Origin of the sequence: Stenotrophomonas sp. FSL W7-1447, assembly GCF_037966425.1 — a bacterium.
GTDB classification, from domain to species: Bacteria; Pseudomonadota; Gammaproteobacteria; order Xanthomonadales; family Xanthomonadaceae; genus Stenotrophomonas; species Stenotrophomonas pavanii.
This window is the reverse complement of sequence record NZ_CP150199.1, coordinates 1,093,710-1,115,899: the sequence shown is the minus strand read 5'-3', so window position 1 is coordinate 1,115,899 and position 22,190 is coordinate 1,093,710. Positions and strand designations below refer to the sequence as shown.

General features: G+C 67.0%; 23 protein-coding genes and 1 tRNA gene. 7 read left to right on the top strand and 17 right to left on the bottom strand.

The genetic code is table 11. The annotated features are described in order from the left end of the window. The first annotated feature begins 71 nt into the window (after nucleotides 1–71). Nucleotides 72–746, top strand: coding sequence for a class I SAM-dependent methyltransferase (locus NSQ78_RS05185; protein ID WP_064237770.1), 675 nt, complete (start codon nucleotides 72–74; stop codon nucleotides 744–746). 3 nt (nucleotides 747–749) lie between these two features. Here NSQ78_RS05185 and smqnr read toward each other — a convergent pair whose 3' ends face one another. Further along, the gene (gene smqnr / locus NSQ78_RS05180; RefSeq protein WP_064237769.1) at nucleotides 750–1,397 is read right to left on the bottom strand and encodes a SmQnr family pentapeptide repeat protein; all 648 of its coding nucleotides are present in this window, start codon (nucleotides 1,395–1,397) and stop codon (nucleotides 750–752) included. Nucleotides 1,398–1,556: 159 nt separating this feature from the next. On the opposite strand from smqnr, the gene NSQ78_RS05175 reads away from it, so the two are divergent. Beyond that, nucleotides 1,557–2,333 (top strand): DeoR/GlpR family DNA-binding transcription regulator, encoded by a 777-nt coding sequence (locus NSQ78_RS05175; RefSeq protein ID WP_064237768.1) that lies wholly within the window; start codon nucleotides 1,557–1,559, stop codon nucleotides 2,331–2,333. Between the two features lie 11 nt (nucleotides 2,334–2,344). Beyond that, nucleotides 2,345–3,478 (top strand): MFS transporter, encoded by a 1,134-nt coding sequence (locus NSQ78_RS05170; RefSeq protein ID WP_064237767.1) that lies wholly within the window; start codon nucleotides 2,345–2,347, stop codon nucleotides 3,476–3,478. Nucleotides 3,479–3,487: 9 nt separating this feature from the next. On the opposite strand, the gene NSQ78_RS05165 is transcribed toward NSQ78_RS05170, so the two are convergent. The 3 genes from NSQ78_RS05165 to NSQ78_RS05155 form a co-directional block, all read right to left on the bottom strand. After that, nucleotides 3,488–4,993, bottom strand: a complete 1,506-nt coding sequence (locus tag NSQ78_RS05165) for a PepSY-associated TM helix domain-containing protein (RefSeq protein ID WP_064237766.1) — start codon at nucleotides 4,991–4,993, stop codon at nucleotides 3,488–3,490. An 11-nt stretch (nucleotides 4,994–5,004) separates the two neighbouring features. Continuing rightward, a complete protein-coding gene (locus tag NSQ78_RS05160) occupies nucleotides 5,005–7,143 on the bottom strand; it encodes a TonB-dependent receptor (RefSeq protein ID WP_064237765.1) in 2,139 nt (712 codons plus the stop codon). Between the two features lie 129 nt (nucleotides 7,144–7,272). Continuing rightward, nucleotides 7,273–7,668 carry a DUF2946 family protein gene (locus NSQ78_RS05155; RefSeq protein WP_064237764.1) on the bottom strand — a complete coding sequence of 132 codons (396 nt, stop codon included), beginning with the start codon at nucleotides 7,666–7,668 and terminating at the stop codon, nucleotides 7,273–7,275. A gap of 241 nt (nucleotides 7,669–7,909) precedes the next feature. Here NSQ78_RS05155 and NSQ78_RS05150 point away from each other — a divergent pair, with 241 nt between their 5' ends. Both NSQ78_RS05150 and NSQ78_RS05145 read left to right on the top strand, forming a co-directional pair. After that, entirely contained in the window at nucleotides 7,910–8,485 is a 576-nt protein-coding gene (locus NSQ78_RS05150; RefSeq protein WP_064237763.1) for a hypothetical protein, read from the top strand. Between the two features lie 40 nt (nucleotides 8,486–8,525). Beyond that, the gene (locus NSQ78_RS05145) at nucleotides 8,526–9,623 is read left to right on the top strand and encodes a hypothetical protein (protein WP_064237762.1); all 1,098 of its coding nucleotides are present in this window, start codon (nucleotides 8,526–8,528) and stop codon (nucleotides 9,621–9,623) included. 34 nt (nucleotides 9,624–9,657) lie between these two features. On the opposite strand, the gene NSQ78_RS05140 is transcribed toward NSQ78_RS05145, so the two are convergent. Further along, a complete protein-coding gene (locus tag NSQ78_RS05140) occupies nucleotides 9,658–10,038 on the bottom strand; it encodes a tautomerase family protein (protein WP_064237761.1) in 381 nt (126 codons plus the stop codon). Between the two features lie 566 nt (nucleotides 10,039–10,604). On the opposite strand from NSQ78_RS05140, the gene NSQ78_RS05135 reads away from it, so the two are divergent. Continuing rightward, a complete protein-coding gene (locus NSQ78_RS05135) occupies nucleotides 10,605–11,012 on the top strand; it encodes a hypothetical protein (protein WP_064237760.1) in 408 nt (135 codons plus the stop codon). A 52-nt stretch (nucleotides 11,013–11,064) separates the two neighbouring features. Next, nucleotides 11,065–11,628, top strand: a complete 564-nt coding sequence (locus tag NSQ78_RS05130) for a hypothetical protein (RefSeq protein WP_064237759.1) — start codon at nucleotides 11,065–11,067, stop codon at nucleotides 11,626–11,628. Nucleotides 11,629–11,713: 85 nt separating this feature from the next. Here the strand turns inward: NSQ78_RS05130 and NSQ78_RS05125 are convergent. From NSQ78_RS05125 to NSQ78_RS05070, 12 genes are all read right to left on the bottom strand, one after another. After that, a tRNA-Val gene (locus tag NSQ78_RS05125) sits at nucleotides 11,714–11,788 on the bottom strand. Between the two features lie 115 nt (nucleotides 11,789–11,903). Continuing rightward, nucleotides 11,904–12,257: a PilZ domain-containing protein gene (locus NSQ78_RS05120; RefSeq protein WP_005412452.1), complete on the bottom strand. Its 354-nt coding sequence runs from the start codon at nucleotides 12,255–12,257 to the stop codon at nucleotides 11,904–11,906. Continuing rightward, nucleotides 12,254–13,210: a DNA polymerase III subunit delta' gene (locus NSQ78_RS05115; RefSeq protein WP_064237758.1), complete on the bottom strand. Its 957-nt coding sequence runs from the start codon at nucleotides 13,208–13,210 to the stop codon at nucleotides 12,254–12,256. The genes NSQ78_RS05120 and NSQ78_RS05115 overlap by 4 nt, the downstream gene beginning before the upstream one ends. Beyond that, complete coding sequence (tmk, locus tag NSQ78_RS05110; protein ID WP_064237757.1) at nucleotides 13,207–13,872, bottom strand: dTMP kinase; 666 nt, start codon at nucleotides 13,870–13,872, stop codon at nucleotides 13,207–13,209. Before tmk ends, NSQ78_RS05115 begins: the two co-directional genes overlap by 4 nt. Continuing rightward, nucleotides 13,869–14,930 carry an endolytic transglycosylase MltG gene (mltG, locus tag NSQ78_RS05105; RefSeq protein ID WP_064237756.1) on the bottom strand — a complete coding sequence of 354 codons (1,062 nt, stop codon included), beginning with the start codon at nucleotides 14,928–14,930 and terminating at the stop codon, nucleotides 13,869–13,871. Before mltG ends, tmk begins: the two co-directional genes overlap by 4 nt. Before the next feature lie 210 nt (nucleotides 14,931–15,140). Next, nucleotides 15,141–16,505, bottom strand: coding sequence for an aminodeoxychorismate synthase component I (locus NSQ78_RS05100; RefSeq protein ID WP_149901908.1), 1,365 nt, complete (start codon nucleotides 16,503–16,505; stop codon nucleotides 15,141–15,143). Nucleotides 16,506–16,597: 92 nt separating this feature from the next. Continuing rightward, nucleotides 16,598–17,860, bottom strand: a complete 1,263-nt coding sequence (fabF, locus tag NSQ78_RS05095; protein WP_049471064.1) for a beta-ketoacyl-ACP synthase II — start codon at nucleotides 17,858–17,860, stop codon at nucleotides 16,598–16,600. Between the two features lie 142 nt (nucleotides 17,861–18,002). Then, nucleotides 18,003–18,242, bottom strand: coding sequence for an acyl carrier protein (acpP, locus tag NSQ78_RS05090; RefSeq protein WP_005415509.1), 240 nt, complete (start codon nucleotides 18,240–18,242; stop codon nucleotides 18,003–18,005). A gap of 152 nt (nucleotides 18,243–18,394) precedes the next feature. Beyond that, nucleotides 18,395–19,138, bottom strand: a complete 744-nt coding sequence (gene fabG, locus NSQ78_RS05085) for a 3-oxoacyl-ACP reductase FabG (protein WP_005408312.1) — start codon at nucleotides 19,136–19,138, stop codon at nucleotides 18,395–18,397. 81 nt (nucleotides 19,139–19,219) lie between these two features. Continuing rightward, nucleotides 19,220–20,164: an ACP S-malonyltransferase gene (gene fabD, locus NSQ78_RS05080; RefSeq protein ID WP_049471061.1), complete on the bottom strand. Its 945-nt coding sequence runs from the start codon at nucleotides 20,162–20,164 to the stop codon at nucleotides 19,220–19,222. Nucleotides 20,165–20,324: 160 nt separating this feature from the next. Next, complete coding sequence (locus NSQ78_RS05075) at nucleotides 20,325–21,107, bottom strand: serine/threonine protein phosphatase (protein ID WP_049471060.1); 783 nt, start codon at nucleotides 21,105–21,107, stop codon at nucleotides 20,325–20,327. A gap of 77 nt (nucleotides 21,108–21,184) precedes the next feature. Continuing rightward, nucleotides 21,185–22,162, bottom strand: coding sequence for a beta-ketoacyl-ACP synthase III (locus NSQ78_RS05070; RefSeq protein WP_053462315.1), 978 nt, complete (start codon nucleotides 22,160–22,162; stop codon nucleotides 21,185–21,187). Nucleotides 22,163–22,190: the final 28 nt, after the last annotated feature.

Here is a 22,190-nt window from a genome sequence, read left to right as displayed (position 1 = left end):
GCGGCGGCGGCGCGCAATGCCCCTTGCGCACCGCGCTACAGTGGTATGTCCTCCGCCGCAGGAATCCGCGCATGTCCACGTTCTCCGACCCGCAGGCGGTGGCCCGCTATGCCGAAGCGCCGCTGCGCCAGGTGCCCGGATTCCTCGCGTTGCAGCAGATGAGCCGCCTGTTGCTGGCCGAACACGTTCCTGCACAGGGCCGCGTGCTGGTACTCGGTGCCGGGGGCGGGCTGGAGCTGAAGGCTTTTGCCGAGGCGCAGCCGGGCTGGCAGCTGCTGGGCGTGGACCCGGCTGCACCGATGCTGGCCCTGGCCAAGCAGACACTGGCCCCGTTGAACGCACGCGTCGAATTGCTGGAAGGCTACATCGACGATGCCCCGGACCTGCGCTTCGATGGGGCCAGCTGCCTGCTGACCCTGCACTTCCTCGACGCCGCGCAGCGCCTGCACACGCTGCGCGAGCTGCACCGGCGCCTGCAGCCCGGCGCGCCGCTGGTGGTGGCCCACCACAGCGTGCCGCAGGATCCGGCCGGCAAGCTGCGCTGGTTGCAGCGCTACGCAGCGTTCGCCGAAGCCTCTGGCGTCGCCCACGCCGATGCACAGCGCGCGATCGAGGCCATTGCCGAGCGGCTGCCGCTGCTGGCCCCGGAACAGGAAGTGGCGCTGCTGCAGGAGGCCGGCTTCGACGGCGTGGAGCTGTTCTATGCAGGCTTCAGCTTCAAGGGCTGGGTGGCGTACGCCGGGTGATGCCTACGGCACCACGGTGATGCCGATGCGCTGCATCAACAGCGCCACCTGCTGCACGTCCAGCGTGGCACCGCGCAGGTTGGTGCTGCGCAGGTCCAGCTCGCCCAGCTCGGAGTTGGTCAGGTCGCAGTCGGTGAAGTTGGCACTGTTCCAGTCAATGCCCTCGAACTGGCCGCCGGACAGGTCCGAGCCGGCGAAGCTGGCGCCGCTGACGTTCGCACCGTCCCAGCGGTTCTCCCACAGTTCGCATTTCTCCAGCGTGACCCGCGAGAAATTGGCATAGCGCAGGTTCGACTTCTTGATGAACGCGCTGCAGAACCAGCTGCGCGTGGTGATCTGGTTCATGAAGCTGGCGTTGCTGAAATCCGCGCCCTGCGCACGGCACTCGCTGATCTCCAGGCCCAGTGCCTTGATGAAATTGAAGTGGCACATGCTGATGTCGCAGCTGCGGAAACTGGCTTCCTTCAGCGTGGCACCATTGAAGCGGCAGCCGGCGCGGCTGTCGGCATCGTAGAAACCGCAGTTGATGAACTCGGTGGCGGTCAGGTCCACGCCTGAAAAGTCGCACTCGTGGAACTGCTGGTCGACCACCTTCTGGCCGGTGTACTGGTCCGCGCCAATGCGCAGCTTGCGGTGAACGGTGGGGGACATCGTGGATTCCTTGCCAAACGCCACGCCATGATGCCGGGCCGCGGGGGCAATCCACAGACACGGCCGCGGCCAGATTCACCGGCAGTCCAGTTGACCTGTGTCCACACGGGTCAAATGCACGTTGTTGCACGTTGATGCACGAACGTGCAGACTTGCAGCGTGAACTCCGATCCCAGCCCCCTCCCCGCCCAGCGCACCCGGCAGATCCTGGAGGAACTGCGCCAGCAGGGCCGCGTGGTCGCCGCCGAGCTGGCGCGCCGCTATGCCGTCTCCGAAGATTCGATCCGCCGCGACCTGCGCGAACTGGCCGCACAGGGCCTATGCCAGCGTGTCTACGGCGGCGCCGTGCTGCCACCACCCAAGGAACGCCCGCTGCGCGAACGCCTGACCCGCGACCGCGGCGACAAGGCCGAGCTGGCCGCCCGCGTCTGCGCATTGCTGCAACCCGGCCAGGTCGTACTGCTCGATGCCGGTTCAACCAATCTGGTGATCGCCCAGCAGTTGCCGGCCGCCCTCGGCCTGACGGTGATCACCAATGCGCCACAGATCGCCACCGCCGCCAGCCTGCTTGATGGCACCTCGGTGCAGTTGATCGGCGGCCGCCTGGCCAGCGGTGGCGGCGCGGTCGGTGCCGAAGCACTGGCCCAGGTGCAGCGCCTGCGCGCCGATGTGTACCTGCCCGGCCCCTGCGCGGTGGACGGCGACACCGGCGTGTGGGCAATGGATGCGGAAGAAGCCACGCTGAAGCGCGCGATGGTCGCGTGCAGCAGCCGCGTCATCGTTGCCGCCACCACTGAAAAGCTCGGTGCCCGCGGCCACTGGCAGATCGCCAGCCTGGACGAGATCGACGACCTCGTGCTGACCACCACCGCGCCGCCCGCATTGGCGGCACGCTTCCGCGCCGCCGGCATCGCGGTGCACCCCACTCCCCCCTGACCGTACCGCTCATGTCCCTTGCCAACCGCGCGCGTGCCGAACAGCACGCGACCCGCGCTGCGTTCTTCATTCCCGGCTTCGCCACCGCGCTGTGGGCCACGCTGGTGCCGTTCGCCAAGGCACGCACCGGGATCAACGACGCCACGCTGGGGCTGGTGCTGCTCTGCCTCGGTGCCGGTTCGCTGCTGGCCATGCCGTTGTCCGGCGTGCTGGCCGCGCGCCTCGGTTGCCGACGGGTGATGGTGGCCAGCAGCCTGCTGATCTGCCTGACCGTGCCCGGCCTGGCGCTGGCCGGTTCGGCCTGGACGCTGGGCCTGGTGCTGTTCGTGTTCGGTGCCGCCGTGGGTGCAATGGACTGCACGATGAACGTACAGGCCGTCATCGTCGAGCGCGACGCACGGCGCGTGATGATGTCCGGCTTCCATGCGTTCTTCAGCATCGGCGGCTTCCTCGGCGCGGCCACCATGACCGTGCTGCTGTCTGCTCAACTGCCTCCCTTGGCGTCCGTGCTGATCGGCGTTGGCGCCATGCTGCTGGTGATGCTGCTGTCGGCGTCGTACTGGCACAGCGAACGGATGCCGCACGACACACCGATGCTGGCCCTGCCACACGGCATCGTGCTGTTCATCGGCGTGCTGGCGTTCGTCGCGTTCCTCGGCGAAGGTGCGATGCTCGACTGGAGCGCGGTGTTTCTCAGCGACGTGCGCCGCGTCGATGCAAGTCTTGCCGGCATCGGCTATGTGACCTTCACCCTGACCATGACCGTCGCGCGCCTGTTCGGCGATGCACTGGTGGCACGCGTGGGCCGCCAGCGCGCGATCGTGTTCGGCGCGTTGCTCGCCGCCGCGGGCGTGCTGGTGCTGACCCTGGTCACGCCGTGGCAGGCATCACTGCTCGGCTATGTGCTGGTCGGCCTCGGCTGCGCCAACATCGCACCCGCACTGTTCTCGCTGGCCGGCCACCAGACGCGCATGCCCGGCGCGCTGGCCATCACTGCCGTTTCCACGCTGGGCTTTGCCGGCATCCTTGCTGGGCCGGCGTTGATCGGTTTCGCTGCCAATCACTTCGGCCTGATCGCCGCGTTCATCGGCGTGGCCACGGCCTTGTTGCTGGTGGCGATGTCCACGCGTTGGCTGCGGGTGTAGCCCAGGGCATCAGCGCCGCCTGCGCCGCAGCTTCATCCGCAATCGCCGATAGCCGATCACTGTCGCCGTGGCACACAACGCGGTGCCGACAGCGCTCAGCAGCAGCAACACCGCCAAACGGGAACCTTCCTGGCGCAGCATCGCCGGCAGGTCCCAGCTGTGCAGGAAGTAGAACAGCCAGCGCCCGAGCCGCTCACGATGCCCCATCGTCAGCAACGGATCGCCGGTCGCCAGGTCGAGATAGACGCGTGTCGCCTCGGCATCACCGAAATCCACCACTGCCACCGGGAAGCGACGTACCGCTGCACCATTCATGGCCTCGGGCGCACGCGGATAGAAGTACGCATCCGCTGCATGCTGCACCACGAAACCCTGCATGGGTGCAGCGGACAGCGCACGTGCCCTCTGCTGCAACCACGCGGTCGGCAGCCACCGTGCGACATGCAGGTGCCCATTGCCGCCGGACACGATGCGCGTATCACCCCGCCCGTCCAGCAACACCGCGAACAGCTCACCACCGATCCGTCGCCACTGGATCTCCACCGGCTGGAAGCGGGCAGCTTCGGCCACCGCCAGAAGCTTCGCAGGATCACCCAGCGCACCATCGACCGCCACCGCGCCGCCACGGTAGTGCTCAACATCGATCGCTTCACCCGTACTGCTGAATACACCCAATGGGTTCATCGACATGAGCCCGCTGAAGATCCAGGTGAGCACGAAGGCGGACGCCATCAGGCCAAGCAGGTGGTGCCAGCGCATCCACGACTCGACGTACGGCGTCTTCGCACCGGAACGATAGTGTCCACGGAAGCGCCAGCGCCACACCCCCACCACGATGCCGCTGACCGCCACCAGCGTGCACAGCGCGGACAGCGCGATCACCACCCACGTCCACACCGGATCCACCGACTGCATGCGCAGGAAGTACAACCAGTGCAGCCAGGCGCCCACATAGTTCCAGCGCTGCTGCACATGCGGGGCGTCCAGCACGACTTCACCGGTACGCGAGGACACATACAGGTCGCCCGGCTGCGCGCCACCCACCTCGACGCGATACAGCGGTCGATGCACGTCCAGTGCGCGCGAATGCGTCCAGCGGTCCTCCTCCACGCGCGTCGCACCCACGAAGGCCTGGCCGCCCGCGAACTGTGCAGCGGATGCTTCGGCGCGCTGTGCCGACACCGGCAGCAGCGCCTGGCCGGTCACGGCAGACCAGGCGCCCACGTTGCTGCCACTGCGCACCACATAGGCGGGCTCGCCACGCAGCGTGGTCAGCGCCACGCTTTCCGGTTCGACCTGCACGGCGGCAGGCAGTATCGACAGCCCCTGCCAACCGCGAGCATCACCCAGCGCCGGCAACGCCGCCATCCGTTCGCCAGGTGTCAGCTTCGGATATCCGATGAACAGCATGACCATGCCGCTGACGAACCACAGCAGCATCAGCAGGCATCCGCCGATGCCCAGCCAGCGATGCACCAGGTAGGTCCAGCGCTTGGCGGTGGATCGCAACGTCATCGCCAGCGTCCTCAGAAGCGATGGTCGACGGTGAATTCGACGCGCCGGTCCGCACCCAGCAGCCACTGCGTGCTGGTGTAGTACGCGGTAGCGTAGTACGCCTTGTCGAACACGTTGAACAACCGCGCGGACAGCCGCGTGCGCGGTGCCGCCTGCCAGGTCAGTGCCAGGTCGGTGGTGCTGTAGCCGGGCAGCTCCAACGTGTTGGCGTTGTCGGCGTAGCGCTTGCCGACATAACGCACGCCACCCGCCGCACTCCAGTCCGGTGCGAACTGCCAGCTCAGCCACACACTGGCCAGGCGCTCGGCCACGTTCGGCGGCACGTTGCCGTCGCGCGATACCAGCACCGCCGGCGAACCCGTGGTTTCCAGAAAATCCTCGAACTCGGCCTTCAGCACCGTCGCATTGGCATCGAGCGACCAGCGCGGCGCGAAGTTCCAGTTCAACGACGCTTCAATACCGCGCGAGGTCTGCGCCCCCACCTGCACCCGGCGATCCGGCACCAGCGGATCGCGGCTGAGCAGCCCGGTCTTGCGGATGCGGTACGCCGCCAGCGTCCACTCGCCGCCGTCGAAGGCCTGCTTCAGGCCAACTTCGATCTGCCGCCCCTTGGCCAGGTCGAAGGCACCGTTGGCCGGGCTGATCATCAGCAGGCCACTGACCGGGTCTGCCGCCTGCGAATACTGCGCATACAGGCTCAACGTCGGCTGCAGCGCGAATACCGTGCCTGCACGCCGGCCGGTGCTGCTGTAGGTCTTCGAGAACGCGTTCTGGCCGCTGATCAAATCGGTGCGATCAATGCGCGCGCGGTCGTGGCGCAGGCCACCCAGCACCGACCAGCGCTCGCTCAGCGCCAGCCGGTCTTCCACGAACAGCGCGTACTGCTCGGCACGGTTGCGGTAGCGCGGCAGGTTCGGCGCATCGCTGGCGAACTGCCCCGGCACCGGATCGTACGGATCGACCGGGCCCGAGCTGCCGGCATAGGTGTTGTTGGTGTGCTTGAAGTGCGCGCGGTTGGCGTCCAGGCCCACCGCGAAGTTGTTCTGCAGGCCACCCGCCGTTCCCTGCACACGCAGCGTCGAGGTCAGTCCGGTCTGGTCCTGGTTGTGGGTGATCTCGGTATTGCCCGAGCGATCAATCAGTCCGGTGGCGCGGTTGTAGACATAGGCTTCGGCATTGCGCCAATCGCGCTGGCTGTCGATCTGGTAGACGCGCGTGCGCCATTCTACGTTCGCGTTCGGCGTCCACAGCGCATCGAGCTGGGTCCAGCGGTCGCGGAAGCGGATCTCGCTGTCGTCCACGTTGTAGTTGCGGTGGCGCAGCGCCTCCAGCTGGCGGCCGTCGACCAGCGGCGTGCCGAAGTAGCGCATCGGTTGCTGGTAGCCCTGCGCATGGGTGAGCGTCAGCTGCAGGTCCGCACGCGGCTGCCACAGCAACGCACCGGAGAACGTCGCATCGTTGTTGCGGCCACGGTCGACCCAGCCACCGCTGTAGTTGCCACTCACATCCAGCCGGTAGGCCAGCTCGGGGGTCAGCGCGCCACCACTGCCGAAGCCCAGCCGCGCGGTGTCCTCGCTGCCCACGGTCACGCTGATCTCGTTCTCGATGGCCCCGCGCGAGGGCTTCTTCGGCACGATGTTGATCACGCCGCCGATTGCACCGTCGCCATGGATGACCGACGCCGGGCCGCGCAGCACTTCGATGCGCTCGATCGACCAGGTATCGAACGGGAAGGTGATGCCGACGCCGCCGTACTGGCGCAGCCCGTCGTAAAGCCGCATCACCGAGGCACCGTCGGTGAAGCCGCGGCTGGAGAGCGCGCTCAGGCCATTGCCCGGGTGCGGCATCGCACTGATCGCACCCGCCCGGCTGATCGCATCGTTGAGGTTGCTGTCGCCGCGCTGCTCCAGCTGCTCGCGCGAAATCACCGTCAGGCTGGCCGGTGTCTGCAGCACGCTCAGGCCCAATGCAGAGCCTGCGCTGGCAGTGGAGGACAGCTCGCCGCTGCGGGTGTCGACCACCCGCACGGTCTCCAGCGTGGTCGGGGGTGCCGCGTCGGCGGCAAGCAGGGGCGCAGCATGCAGGAGCAGCGCGCACAGGACAGGCAGCGTCGCCCGGCGCAGGCACGCGGGGTTGGGGTTCGTTTTCATTTTTTCACGGCATGCAAGGCCACCCCGCAATGGCAGGGCAGCAATCAGAAAGGGACAGACACGCGCGTGCGGGCACCGGCCGTAGCCGGCAACCTCATGGAAGAACGTTCAATGCAGCGCGCGTGCGGCTCAGGCAGCCATCAGTGCCGGCGGTCCACGCGCGCCCAATGTGCCGCTGATCCGTTGCGGCAACGCCCGCACCGCGCCGCGCAGTGCGCGGCACACCGGTGCCATCGGCGCCAACAGCAGCACGGCCGCCACCAGCAGGGTGATCAGCCGTGCAGCGATCAGGCAGTAATCGCAGTCCACGCCCATCTCATGATCGGCGTGTGGGTCGGCGGGCGGCTTCTTCGTGGCCCCGCCGTGCGGCATCGCCATCGCGTGATGGTCGTGGTCCCCTTCCATCGCGTGCTGTGCATGCTCTGCGTGCATCGCATGGTCCATGGCCGCCACCGGCGCAGCGGCAGCCACGTGACCGTGCGCCAGCCAGCGGCTCACCAGCGGGGCGAGCAGCACCAGCAGCATGGCAAGCCATGCCAGGGCCTGGAACCGGCGGTGGAGGACAGAACGGCGCACGCCACCATTCTACGGGGCCACGGCCAACCTTGGACCGCGTTCAGGGTTTGCCCCCTGCGACACGGTGACGCAGGGGCTCGCCTCCAGCGGCGACATGTGAATGCACCGCACCGCGGTCCCCACGCTTGCAGGCCCCACCTCGCCAACGTTAGGGTTCAGATGGCCACGGCAAGGAGCCAGAGGGATCCGCATGACCACCCGCATCACACACCGGCTGCGCATCAGCCTGCTCGGCCTGGCCGCGCTGCTCGCCGCCTGCGCCGACAAGGGGCCGCCCCCACCGCCAGAGCCGCTGGAACTCTCGCAGCCCATCGCCGTGGACACGCCGGGCCAGCAGGTGCAGTTCGAGTTCGAAACCACGGCGCGCAATTTTGCCAGCTACCGTACCTATGCGGTGGAGCTGGATCTACAGCACGTTTCCCCATCGCCAGATGCTGCTTCTCCGCGCGACCTGCACATTCCTTTACGCGTTGGACTTCAGCAATGGTCCGGCGGCACGTGGCAGTCGCTGGCAAGCCCCGACGCCTACCAGATCGCACAGTCGCAATCTGGCCAGCCACTGCCAGACTGGCACCGCGATGCGGGACTGAACTATGCCCAGACCCAACGGGGCAGCGATGGCGCATACCGATTGCATGTCGCGCTGCTGCCGTTGCAGGCGCATAGCCGCTATCGGGTCCAGATCAGCACGGTTGAAGACATCGCACCGCTTCGTGGCGCAAGCGCCAGGATACTGATTCACGAATCGCGTCCGCTCGCCAAGTAGCGCAGCGCCTTCGTACACCTTCCAGGAGGATCACACGCACATGGACAAGCCACGCTACATCGTCGATATCGTCATTGCGGCGCCGGGAACACCGCTTCTCGACCCGGTAACGCAGCAGCCGCTGCGTAATCCGGATGGTTCCCCGCAGACATCCGGGCCGGGGCACATGTTCTACGTCCTGCGAGCACCGGGAAAAGATCCGGCGAGCTACGGCTTTGCACCGATCGAGCACGGCAGCGTGAACGGACCGGGTGACATCGTGGACAGCGATGCAAAGACCTACAAGAACCCGCATTACACGCGCTCTCTGGAAATCACCGAAGCCCAGTACAACAAGCTCAAGGCGTTCGGCGACGATCCAGTGGCGCACGGCTTCAGCAAGCACTACGCCGACGTGCGCCACAACTGCGTGGACTTCACCTGGGACGCATTGAATCATGCCGGCATCCAGCGCAAGCACAGCCTGGACGTGAACAGCATCGGCGGCCCCGTCGGCCAGTTGCTGCCCGATGTCCGCATTCCGCTGGGCATCCAGTCACAGGGCAAGGACGGTTACCGCCCCCTGCGCAACATCCATGGCGTGGACAGCATTGAACCGCCCTTCCCCAACAGCGAACTCAACCGCACCATCACCCATCCCCTGCCCGAGCGCAGCTTGAAGCAGCGACTGCTCAGCGAAACCGATGGCGTTGATGGCCCCTTGGGCGAGCGTCTGGCTGCGGACGCGCGCGCACCGGGGCACAACCTTCATGCCTTGGACCATAAAGTGCGTACCGCACTCGCCCAGGCCAGCGAACAGCAGGGACTGCCCCCCGGACAGGAGCATGAACGCCTGGCCGGCCATCTGACCCACGCGGCAGTGCAGGCCGGCTTCAGCGAAAAGGACACGCTGCAGGTGGCATTCAGTTCAAACAGCACCGCCGAGGCACCCGGCTACGTATTCCTGCATCGCAGCGGCGGCACCGCCTCGCCGGACCCTGCCGCCAATCGCCAGCGCCTGTCCCTGCTCGATACGCAGCAGGGCGACGCGGATACGCTGTATCAGCAGGCCAACGTGCAGCAGCAATCCCGCGACGCAAGCCGGCTGGCGCAGGACGAGCAACAGGCACAACAGCAGGCGTCGCCGCGCATGGCCTGACCCAGCCGCATCAGGCGCAGACACCGTTCCCGCATCAACTCACGTACTGCGCCTGCCCATTGCCAAACGACCAGTTCTCCTTCTTCACCTCCACCAGGTTGATGAACACATCCTCGCGGCGGATGCCCACCGCCGCATGCAGTCCATCGGCGATGCCCAGGTACAACGCCTTCTTCTGCTCCAGCGTGCGCCCTTCGTTCCAGGTGATCTGGATGCAGATGAAGTCGTCGGTACGGTCCACACCCAGGTAGCCGGGGTCGTAGATCAGCGTGCCGGGCGCGTGTTCCTGGAAGATCTGGAAGCGGTCGTTCTCCGGCACGCCCACTGCGCGCAGGGCCTGGTAGATGGTTTCGCCGACGCGTTGCAGGTAGTCGGCGGATTTACCTTTGCGAAGATCGATGCGGGCGAGCGGCATGGTGGCACTCCAGAGTGGATGGGCACGGCAATGGGCTGAGACTACGCCTGCCCAGGGCGGGGGGACAGCGCAGGGATGGAACCCTTTGGCTCCATGCGTGGCATGGTCCCGCCTCCGCCGCGCGGGGTGACGCGATTGCCGTGGCGGCGCCGCTCTGGAGTCGTCTCGTGCACGGTCGGCAGGGGCGGCGATGTGCGCCATCAGTGATGAGCCGCACTACTCGCAGGTGTCCGACGGCACACATCGGGAAACGCCTGGCCTGCCTAGGGACAGTTGCGAACTTTCCTTACAGACCGATGTGATTACCCGGCTTGATGATCGCCGCGCCGAGGCAAGACGTCTTGGCCGGGATTGGCGTCTCGAATAAACGAACAAGCTACTGGAAGTTGCGATCTTGATCGCAGCAAAGAGAATGCACCGACTGCCTTCCATGGCGGGCGGTGCGTGGGGATCTCATGATCCGCCAGGCTTTTTCTCCCAGTGAGCTTTCGTGCCTTGGTACGCCAACCCGCACCGTCCGCCACCTTCGCTTCGGAAGGTGGCTTCACGCCAGTGAGGGTTTCGCCATGACCAACCGCACCGCCATCCATCCCCGCCTGCATTCGCTTATCGGCGACGTCGCAGCCGACGTGCCCGGGGACCTCGCACGCGAGATCGAGTGCGCCCTGAACGAACAGAACCTTCCGACGCAGTCGGCCACGTTCTTCGCCCGTCTCAATGCGATCAACCATGCCGACGGTGAGGACGGACAGCCGTGCATCAGCCTCACCCTCGGCGCCAGCAATCACGCTTCGTTGCGCCGCTCGCTGTCTGGGCTCGGCGCGTTGCTCGATCTGCTGCAGGCCGCCGACCATGCGCGCAACGAAGGCGGCCCGGACGAACAGTTGGGCGCCTTCCATATCGACGGACTGATCGTGGCCGCACGACAACTGGTGCGCGAGGCACATCATTGCCTCTCCAGCGGCGACGCCTGACCGGCCCGGATACGCTCCCGCTACAATCGCGCAGGGAGCGCAGGAGACCGCAATGGACGCCAAACACCTGGAGTACTTCAAGGCCGCACTGGAAGGCCGCGCAACCGTGGGCTGGAACGTCTGGTTCGCCGCCAACCAGCACGCGCTGGCACAACAGCTGAGCCGCCCTGCACTGCTGCGCTTGAAGTTCAGCACACTGGATGAAGCCGAACGCCTGCTGGCCGAGGCCGGCATCGTGCCCCGCAGCACAGCGGGCAAGCGCTACGAAATGTACTGCGCGCAGTTCTCGCCGGACGTGGTGGACGCGAACGGTCGCCCGCTACCGGCGATCTGGCGCGCGGCGCACGGCGGTGCCCTCGGCCTGCTGGCCGAGGGCGAGCCGGAGGCCGGCCAAGCGAAGCTGCTCGCGGAGTTCCGCCGCGTCCGCAAGCGCGGGCTGCAGCAGGCCCACGAATGGTTGGCCGATCTGTGCTTTGAAGGCGAGATGGAGCTGACCAGCGGCAATGCCGAGGTGGGCCGTAGCCTGCTGGCGGTGGTGATGCAGGCCGGCAGCGGCCACGACCTGCTGGATGCCACGGCGATGATTGCGCGCGAGCTGCTGGAGGGGCACCGCTGAAAGGGGCTGCGCTTCCGGCTGATCCTGCTGGATCGCAGGCAACAAAAAAGCCCCCATTGCTGGAGGCTTCTTTCGTTCTGCAACATGGTGGGCGGTACAGGGATCGAACCTGTGACCCTTGCCGTGTGAAGGCAATGCTCTACCGCTGAGCTAACCGCCCGGTGTGTTGCTGAGCCGCTCATTATAGGGGCTTTTCAGAGGCCGTCAACAGTTTTTCACAGTCGTGTTCACGGCGTTTCGGGGCACGCAGCCGGCATGGCCCGGCGCTACCGGAATCACATCGTATGGGTCGGCTTGTCCGAACCGGTCAGCCCGGCCAGCAGGGTCTCGATCTTGTGGCGCACGCCCTCGCCTTCGGCACCATCGGCCAGTTGCACGCCGATGCCGGCGGTACGGTTGCCCTGCGCGCCGGCCGGGGTCACCCAGATCACCTTGCCGGCCACCGGCAGGCGCTCGCTGGAATCGGGCAGGGTCAGCAGCAGGAACACCTCGTCGCCCAGGAAGTAGCGCTTGGGCGTGGGCACGAAGATGCCGCCATTCTTCACGAACGGCATGTACGCGCTGTACAGCGCGGCTTTGTCCTTCACAGCCAGGGACAGGATGCCCTGGCGGGCGTTGCTGGCACTCATCGATTTCCCCTTGCGGCAGGCCGCTCGTTCACCTTGTTCCAGGCCAGCAGCAACTCGACCACCGCAAGGTCTGCACGCACCGTGGTGCGCAGCAGGTCGCGGGTGCGGTTGGCCGCATCGAACCAGGCTGCAAGCTTGTGCAATCGCTCCGGCGTGGTCAAGGCATCGGTGCTGGCCTGGGCCAGCGCCAGGTCGGCAGCGAAGCGCAGGCGCAGCGCCGCGTTGTCATCAACACACCACTTCTGCGCCAGCTCCACCGCGCCGGTCTTGCCGGCGGCCAGCTGTTCCAGATCTCGACCGACTTCGCGGCGCAGGCTCAGGCCGTCTTCGCGCAGCCAGTTGTCGGCCTGGCCGGGATGGCCGCGGGCGGCCTCCAGCGCTTCGCGCGCCGATGCTTCGCTGTGGCCCTGCTGCTGGAGCCAAGCCAGCGCTTCGTGCTGCGGCGGCAGCTTGAACTCCAGGCGCTGGCAACGGCTGCGGATGGTCTGCGGCAAGCGTGCCGGGTCGCTGCTGATCAGCCACAGGTAGCGGCCGGGCTGCGGCTCTTCCAGGGTTTTCAGCAGCGCATTGGCGGCCGAACGGTTGATCGCATCGGCCGGATCGACGATCACCACCTGTGCCACGCCGTACTGCGGGGTCAGCGCCAATTTGTCGGTGATCTCGCGCACCTGCTCGATGACGATCTCGGTACGCAGCTTGTCGCCGCTCTTGTTCGGAATGAAGCTGACCAGCTGCAGGTCCGGATGGGTGCCGGCAGCGATCAGCTGGCGCGTGCGCGTGGCGTGCGTTGCGTCACCCTGCGCCAGCACGTGGTCGGCCAGCGCCAGCGCCACCTCGCGCTTGCCCAGCCCGGCCGGGCCGCAGATCAGCAGGCCATGACCGAGGCGACCCGCATCGAGCGCGGCCACGGTCTGGTCGAACGCGCGCTGCTGCCACGGCGAAAACGTGCTCATGCGCCCTCCCCGTCCTGCAGCCAACGCTCGATACGTGCAACCACATCGGCGGCCACGCGTTCCTGCACCTGGCCGGCGTCGATCAGCGCGAAGCGCTGCGGGTCCTGCTGTGCGCGGCTGCGGAACACTTCGCGCACGCGCTGGAAGAAATCGTCCTGCTCGCTCTCGATGCGGTCCGGCCACAGGTCACGACCGTTGGCGCGCGCGCGGCCGACGGCCACATCCACGTCCAGCAGCAGGGTCAGCCCTGGCAGCACGCCGACCGCGCGGCGCTCCAGGTCGGCAATCCACTGCGGGTCAAGCCCGCGGCCACCGCCCTGGTAGGCATAGCTGGAATCGGTGAAGCGATCGCTCAGCACATAGGCACCGCGCTGCAGCGCCGGCCGGATCACCTGGCGCACATGCTGGGCGCGTGCGGCGAACACCAGCAGCAGCTCGGCTTCGGCGCTGAGCGGCTCGGCGGCGATTTCGGCATCGGGCTTCAGCACCAGGCCGCGGATGCGCTCGGCCAGCGGCGTGCCACCCGGCTCGCGGGTCAGCACCACCTCGTGGCCGTGGCTGCGCAGGCAGTCACGGATGGCATTGATGGCGGTGGTCTTGCCTGCGCCTTCGCCGCCTTCCAGGCTGACGAAACGCGGGTGGCGAAGCAGCGCGGGACTCATTGCGCCGGGGTCTCCTGGGTACGTTGCTGGCGCAGCTGCTGCAGGTAGCGGGCTACGGCGGCGTTGTGCTGGTCCAGGCTGGGCGAGAACACGTGCGCGCCGCTGCCGTCGCCCACGGCGACGAAGTACAGCGCGTCGCCCGCAGCGGGCTGCGCGGCGGCCATCAGCGCGTCGCGGCTGGGCATGGCGATCGGGGTCGGGGTCAGGCCAGCGCGGGTATAGGTGTTGTACGGCGTATCGGTAGTCAGGTCGCGACGGCGGATGTTGCCGTCATACGCGGCACCGAGGCCGTAGATCACGGTCGGGTCGGTCTGCAGGCGCATGCCGATCTTCAGGCGGCGCATGAACACGCCGGCGATCTGCGGTCGTTCGCTGGACAGCGCGGTTTCCTTCTCGATGATCGAGGCCAGCGTCAGCAGTTCGTAGGGCGTGTTGATCGGCAGGTCCGGCGCGCGGCTTTCCCAGGCTTCGTCCAGCGCCTTTTCCATTGCGGCGTGGGCGCGCTTGAGCACGTCCAGATCACTGTCGCCGCGCTGGTAAACGTAGGTCTCCGGCAGGAAGCGGCCTTCCGGATGCTGGCCACCGAAGCCGAGGCGCTGCATCAACGCGGCGTCATCCAGGTTGTCGGTGGTGTGCAGCAGCGGCTCGGCGCGCTTGAGCGCAGCACGCAACTGGCGGATGTTCCAGCCCTCGACAATCGTGACCCGGTGCTGCAGCACCTTGCCGGCACGCATGCGCAGCAGCAGCTCGCGCGGGGTCAGATCGCCACTGAGCGCATACTCGCCCACCTTCAGTTTGCCGGCCGCATCGAGCTGCCGCGCCAGCAACTGCCACTGGGTATTCTGGCCCTCGTCCACGCCGGCCTCGCGCAGCTTGCGCAGCACGCTGTTCATGCCATCGCCGCTGGCGATGACCACGCTCTCGGCGGTCGGGGTGATCGGGGCATCGGCGAACCGGGTCTGCTGGTAGAAGAACCGCGCGCCCACGCCGGCCACGACGGCGCCCAGCACCACCACCAGCGTTACCACGAACAGACACCCGCGCTTGGCTCCCGCCATGGACTACCTCTGAACTCGATTCCGTCGTGCAGGATACCGTGCCGGTGGATTGGGGTCATGACCGGGGCCACACACCCGTGCCGACCAACGGTCGGCACCCACCACAACACTGGCACCCACCGGTACGGTAGTGCCGGCCGCTGGCCGGCAAGCGCGTGGATCATGGGTGCATGAGGTTGCCGGCCAGCGGCCGGCACTACCGGAACACGCCTACCCCTGCTGGCCCAGCGCGCGCAGCAGGCCGCGGGCCTTGGCGCGGGTCTCGTCCAGTTCCTTGTCCGGGTCCGAATCGACCACGATGCCGGCGCCGGTGCGGAAGCTGACCTGGTGGCCATCCACTTCGGCGGTGCGGATCAGGATGTTCAGGTCCAGGTCGCCGTCGCGGTTCAGCCAGCCGAACGCGCCGGTGTAGGCACCGCGCGGCACCTGCTCCAGCTCGCTGATGATCTGCATGCAGCGCACCTTGGGGCAGCCGGTGATGGTGCCACCGGGGAACGTGGCGGCGATCACCTCGCCGGGGGTGACCTCCGGGCGCAGGTGGCCGCTGACGTTGCTGACGATGTGGTGCACGTGCGCGTAGCTCTCCACGGTCATCAGCTCGTCGACCACCACGGTACCGGGCATGCAGATGCGGCCCAGGTCGTTGCGCTCCAGGTCGATCAGCATCACGTGTTCGGCACGCTCCTTCGGGTGGCCGACCAGCTCCTGGATGCGCGCGGCATCATCGTCCCCCTCGAAGCGCGGACGCGTGCCGGCAATCGGACGGGTCTGCGCGTGGCCGGCATGCACCGACACCAGCCGCTCCGGCGAGGAACTGACCACATGGCGGCCGTGCGCGCTGAACAGGCCGGCGAACGGTGCCGGATTGGCGCGGCGCAGCTGCGCGTACAGCGCCTGCGGGCTGACCGGCGCGGCAAACTGCGCGCTCCAGCGCCGCGACAGGTTCACCTGGAACACATCGCCGGCACGCAGGTACTCGATTACCCGGCGCACACCGTCGGTGAAACGTTGCGGCGCATCCTCGCCTACCGCCTGCGGCGGCTGCCAGCCCTGCCCGGCTTCGGGCAGCGCGGCCGTGGCCAGTGCCACCAGCGCATCCAGCAACGTCTGCTCGCCGCCTTCTGCGATGACGAAGCTGGCGTCGTTGTGGTGGTCGTGCAGCACCGCGGCCGGGCAGCGCAGCGCCAGCGCGGTCGGGCGGCCATCCTCGCGTGCGCGCGCCGGCAGCACCGGTTCGATCTGGCTGGCCACTTCGTAATCGAGCATCAACGCCCAGCCGCCGCGGAACGGCAGGCTGTGGCTGCCGTCATGCGGCAGGCGGTCGCGCTGCCAGGCACGGTCCAGCACCTGCAGGAAGCTGCCGGCGTGCACCGCGTCGTGCTGGTCGCGCACCTGGCCATCCGCATCCAGTCGCAGGCCATCGCCCTGCGCGGCCAGCAGCAGGCTCCAGCGGCCCTGCGCGGTGCCCGAGGCAGTGGATTCCATCAGCAGCGGGAAGCGCGCCGGGTCATGCTGCTGCAGGGCCAGCAGATCGATCGGGTGCGGCAGCGGGTGGATCAGCGGTGCGTGGGTCATGGCAGCCAGTTCTGGGGTTCAGATGCACGGAAGCCGCCTTGCGGCGGCTCCGTAGAACGCGGCGTCGAGCATGGCCCGACGCTACACCTCGGTCAGACGCGCTTGAAGACCAGCGTGCCGTTGGTGCCGCCGAAGCCGAAACCATTGGACATCACCACGTCGACCTTGGCCTGGCGTGCTTCGTTGGGCACATAGTCCAGGTCGCAGCCTTCGCCCGGCTGCTGCAGGTTGATGGTCGGCGGGATGACGTTGTCCTGCAGTGCCATCACCGAGAAGATCGCTTCCACGCCGCCGGCAGCACCCAGCAGGTGGCCGGTCATCGACTTGGTGGAGCTGACCATCATCTTGTAGGCGTGGTCGCCGAAGGCGGTCTTCATCGCCATCGTCTCGCCCAGGTCGCCCAGCGGCGTGGAGGTGCCGTGCGCGTTGAGGTAACCCACCTGTTCCGGGGTCACGCCCGCGTCCTTCATGGCCATGGCCATGCAGCGCGCGGCGCCTTCGCCGTTCTCGCTCGGTGCGGTCATGTGGTACGCGTCGGAGCTGGCGCCGAAGCCGGCCAGTTCGCAGTAGATCTTCGCGCCACGTGCCTTGGCGTGCTCGTACTCTTCCAGGATCAGGATGCCGGCGCCGTCGCCCAGCACGAAGCCGTCACGGTCCTTGTCCCACGGACGCGAGGCCTGTTCCGGGGCGTCATTGCGGGTACTCATGGCCTTCATCGCGCAGAAGCCGCCCACGGCGGTCGGCGACGAGCCACGTTCGGCACCACCGACCACCATCACGTCGGCGTCGCCGTACTGGATCATGCGCATCGCGGTGCCGATCGAGTGGTTCGAGGTCGCGCACGCCGACACCGCCGAGAACGACGGGCCCTTCAGGCCGGTGATGATGCTCAGCTGGCCCGGCAGCATGTTGATGATGGTCTTGGGCACGTAGAAGGGCGAGATCTTCTTGCCCTCATGGAACTCGATGGTCTGCTCTTCGATGCCGAGCAGGCCGCCGATGCCGGCGCCGACGATGGCGCCGATGCGCTCGGCATTGGCGTCGGTGATCTCCAGGCCCGAGTCGTGCAGGGCCATGAACGAGGCACCGAGGCCGTAATGGATGAACGGGTCCATCTTCTTGGCATCCTTGCCGCTGACCCGGAACTTGCCGAACAGTTCATTGTCGGCGGTGATGTCGAATCCCTTGACCTCACCGGCAATCTTGGTGGTGAACCGATCCAGATAGGCATCAGAAACGTTGGTCAGCGGACCGATGCCCGAACGACCGTGGGTGATGCCTTCCCAGCTGCTGGCCAGATCATTGCCCAACGGCGAGACGATACCCAGGCCGGTTACGACGACGCGACGCTTCATTGCTGATTCTCCTGGCCCGGCTGATTTCAACGGGCAACGCGGTTTGCTTCGGTGTGATGCCCAAACACACGGGGCCGCAACAGCGGCCCCATGGGGTGCGGTGCGCGGCGAGCGTGGCCCGCGCGCGCACTGCCGTCTGACATCAGGCCTTGACGTGGGCCTTGATGTAGTCGATGGCGGCCTGCACGGTGCTGATCTTCTCGGCTTCTTCGTCCGGGATCTCGCACTCGAATTCTTCTTCCAGGGCCATCACCAGCTCGACGGTGTCCAGCGAGTCAGCGCCCAGGTCATCGACGAACGATGCGCTGTTGGTGACTTCTTCTTCCTTGACGCCAAGCTGTTCGACGACGATTTTCTTGACGCGTTCTTCGATGGTGCTCATGGGATCTCGCTCCAGATGGAGTTGTGGTTCAAAAGTGGTCGCCATCAAGGGCGATGGCCGTGGGATAGTGTAGTGGAAACCGGCGCGGCCTTGCATTGCAGCAAAAACCTCCGCAGATCAACCACTTGCGGCGCAATCCCTGCGCCCCTTGCTTACGGCATGTACATGCCGCCGTTCACATGGAGGGTTTCGCCGGTGATGTAACCGGCAGCCGGGCTGGCCAGGAAGGCCACCGCATGGGCGATGTCTTCCGGCGATCCCAGGCGTTCGAGGGCGATGTCGTTGATCAGCGCGGTGCGCGCTTCTTCCGGCAACGCCTTGGTCATGTCGGTGTCGATGAAGCCAGGTGCGACAACATTGACGGTGACACCGCGCGAACCGATTTCCTTGGCCAGCGACTTGCTGAAGCCGATGATGCCGGCCTTGGCCGCGGCGTAGTTGGCCTGGCCGGCATTGCCGGTCACGCCCACCACCGATGCGATGTTGATGATGCGGCCCTTGCGCGCCTTCATCATGCCGCGCATCACCGCCTTGCTGGTGCGGAACACGCTGGTCAGGTTGGTGTCGATGATCGACGCCCAGTCCTCGTCCTTCATGCGCATCAGCAGGTTGTCGCGGGTGATGCCGGCATTGTTGACCAGGATCGAGATCGGGCCGAATTCCTTGGCGATGCCATCGAGCACGCTGTCCAGCGCGGCGGCATCGGTGACGTTCAGCGCGCGGCCGTGACCACCGTGGGCGGCCAGGCGTTCGCCGATCGCGGCAGCGCCGGATTCGGTGGTAGCGGTACCGATGACGGTGGCGCCCTGGGCGGCCAGCAGATCGGCGATGGCGGCACCGATGCCACGGCTGGCGCCGGTGACCAGTGCGATTTCACCCTGCAGGGGCTTGCTCATGATGTTTTCCTCAGGCTGGGGCGACCGCCGCACCCGTGCCGCTTGCAGCGGCGACCGGCACGGTCGGCAGGAACAGGGGAATCAGGCCGACCACGCCTCGCGGGCGGCTTCGAAGTCGCCCGGAGTGGCCAGCGGACGGCCGTCGATGGCCTTGTCGATGCGCTTGACCAGGCCGGTCAGCACCTTGCCCGGGCCGCACTCGGCGATCCGGGTGACGCCACGGGCAGCCAGGGCCTGCACGCACCCGGTCCACTGTACCGGCTGGTACAGCTGCTGGACCAGCGCGGTGCGGAGGGCGTCCACGCCGTCGTGCACCTGGGCATCGACGTTCTGGATCACCGGCAGCTGCGGCGCCTGCCAGGACAGGCCGGCCATCACCTCGGCCAGGCGGTTGGCGGCTTCGCGCATCAGCGGGGTGTGCGAGGGCACGCTGACGGCCAGCTTGACTGCCTTGCGCACGCCCTTCTCGGCCAGCAGCGCCAGCGCACGGTCGACCGCGTCGGCGTCGCCACCGATCACGATCTGGCCCGGCGAATTGAAGTTGGCCGGCACCACCACCTGGCTGCCCGCCGCTTCGGCGCAGACGTCCAGCACCAGCTGGTCTTCGGCGCCGAGCACGGCGGCCATGGCGCCGACGCCGGCCGGGGCGGCTTCCTGCATCAGCTGGCCGCGCAGGCGCACCAGGTGCGCACCGTCATGCAGGCTCAGCGCGCCTGCGGCAACCAGGGCGGTGTACTCGCCCAGGCTGTGGCCGGCCAGCACCGACGGGCGCGGACCGCCCACGGCGTTCCAGGCGCGCCACACGCCGATGCTTGCCGCCAGCAGGGCCGGCTGGGTGTATTCGGTACGGTTGAGCATTTCCTCCGGGCCACCCTGGGACAGCGCCCACAGGTCGACGCCGGCACCATCGGATGCCTCGGTGAAGGCTTCACGCACCTGCGGGTGCAGTTCGGCCAGCTCGGCCACCATGCCCACAGACTGCGAGCCCTGGCCGGGGAAGACAAAAGCGAGGGTGGATACGGTCACGCGGTCATCCGCTTGTTGCAATCGAAGCGGGCCATGATAAGGGCGAATCCGCTGTGTCGTCTGTACGTGCGCGTATGCAGGCGTATGGAGCGCGGCCGGGCAAGCGCAACGGGGTCAGATCCCTTTTCCGCAGGAAAAGGGATCTGACCCCTGTCAGACATCAGCAGAACAGCTGCAGCACGTCCAGATCGCCGTCGGCGAGGAAATCCACGCACAGCCCCACCAGCATCAGCACCCCGGCCGTACTGGCGCCGTGGGTGATGAAGATCGAATGGGCCAGCGCGCGCGCTGAACGCCCCAGCTTCATGCAGACCCGGGCCAGGCTGCGCAGGCGGCCACTGACCGCATGCACGTGCTCGCGCACCGGCGCCTGAACGTCGCCCATCGCTTCGGCCATCATCGCCTGCAGGTGCTCGGGGCGGTCGGCGTAGTACTTGGCCACGCCATAGCCGAACATCAGCCAGTCGCGGGCCTGCGCTTCGGACAGGTCCATCACTTCCAGCGGATCTTCCTCGAAGTCGATGAAGCCGACCTTCTCGCCATCCCAGGTGAGGTTGCGCGGCAAGGGCTGGCCGAAATAGGCCCCGCGCGCATGCGCCTGGGCGATGGACTGCATCGCCGCCATCACCAGCCGATCGCGGCCGGCCTCATCGGCTTCACGCAGGCAGGTATTGAACGAGCTGCCGTTGTCGCCGATCACCAGTGCAGCGTGGCCGGTGCCCAGCACGTCGGGCACGTTCACGCCCTGTGCCTGCAGTTCCCCCAGGCGCCGGGCTTCGGTTTCGCGTGCCGCATCGCCGCCGCGATGCGGCGGCGGGCGCAGCGCATCCAGATGGAAACGGCGCGCAACAAAATTGAGCAGGCCCAGGGCCATTGCCCGGCTTCCCTTGCCGTACTGCTTCAGCCAGGCACGTTGCCCTTCGATGACGATGGGCTCAACCATGACAGGTCCTCCTTAAACGCGTTACGGCCCCGGAGGGGCCGTAACGACAAGACTTCACATTGTCGTAACTTGCACTATCAATAGCGCAGCAGGGCCGAACCCCACGTGAAGCCGCCACCGAAGGCCTCCAGCAGCAGCAGTTGGCCACGCTCGACCTTGCCCGAACGCACCGCGGCGTCCAGCGCCAGCGGCACCGAGCCGGAGGAGGTGTTGCCGTGCTTGTCGACGGTCACCACGACCTGGTCCATCGACATCTCCAGGCGCTTGGCGGTGGCTTCGATGATGCGCAGGTTGGCCTGGTGCGGGATCAGCCAGTCCAGGTCGGACTTGTCCAGGCCGTTGGCAGCCAGGGTCTCGTCCACGACCGAGTCCAGCGCCTTGACGGCGTACTTGAACACGTCGTTGCCCTTCATGTTGATGGTGCCACCGCCGTTGGCGCCGTCCTTGAAGCCGGTCGAAACACCGACCGGGTTCCACAGCAGTTCCTTCTTGCTGCCATCGGCATGCAGGTGGGTGCTGAGGATGCCGGTCTCTTCGTCGGCCTTCAGCACGACAGCGCCGGCGCCATCACCGAACAGCACGCAGGTGGTGCGATCGTTCCAGTCGACCATGCGGGTCAGCGTTTCGGTGCCGATCACCAGCACGTGCTTGCAGTCGCCGGAGCGGATGAACTTGTCGGCCACGCCCAGCGCGAACACGAAGCCGGAACAGGCCGCATTGACGTCGAAGGCAGGGCACCCCGCCACACCGAGCTTGGCCTGGATCAGGCACGCGGTGGACGGAAAAATGAGGTCAGGCGTGGTCGTACCGACCACGATCATGTCGAGCTGCGAGGCATCGATGCCTGCGGCTTCCAGCGCGCGCAGGGCGGCGTTGTAGCCGAGGTCGCTGGTGGTTTCGCCTTCGGCCGCGATGTGCCGTTCACGAATGCCGGTGCGCGACTGGATCCACTCGTCCGAGGTTTCGACCATTTTTTCCAGGTCGGCGTTGGTCAGGACTTTTTCCGGCAAATAGCTGCCGGTGCCCGCGATCCTCGAGTAGATCCGCTTGCTCATCATGTTTCCTGTTGCGCGGGCCGCCGAT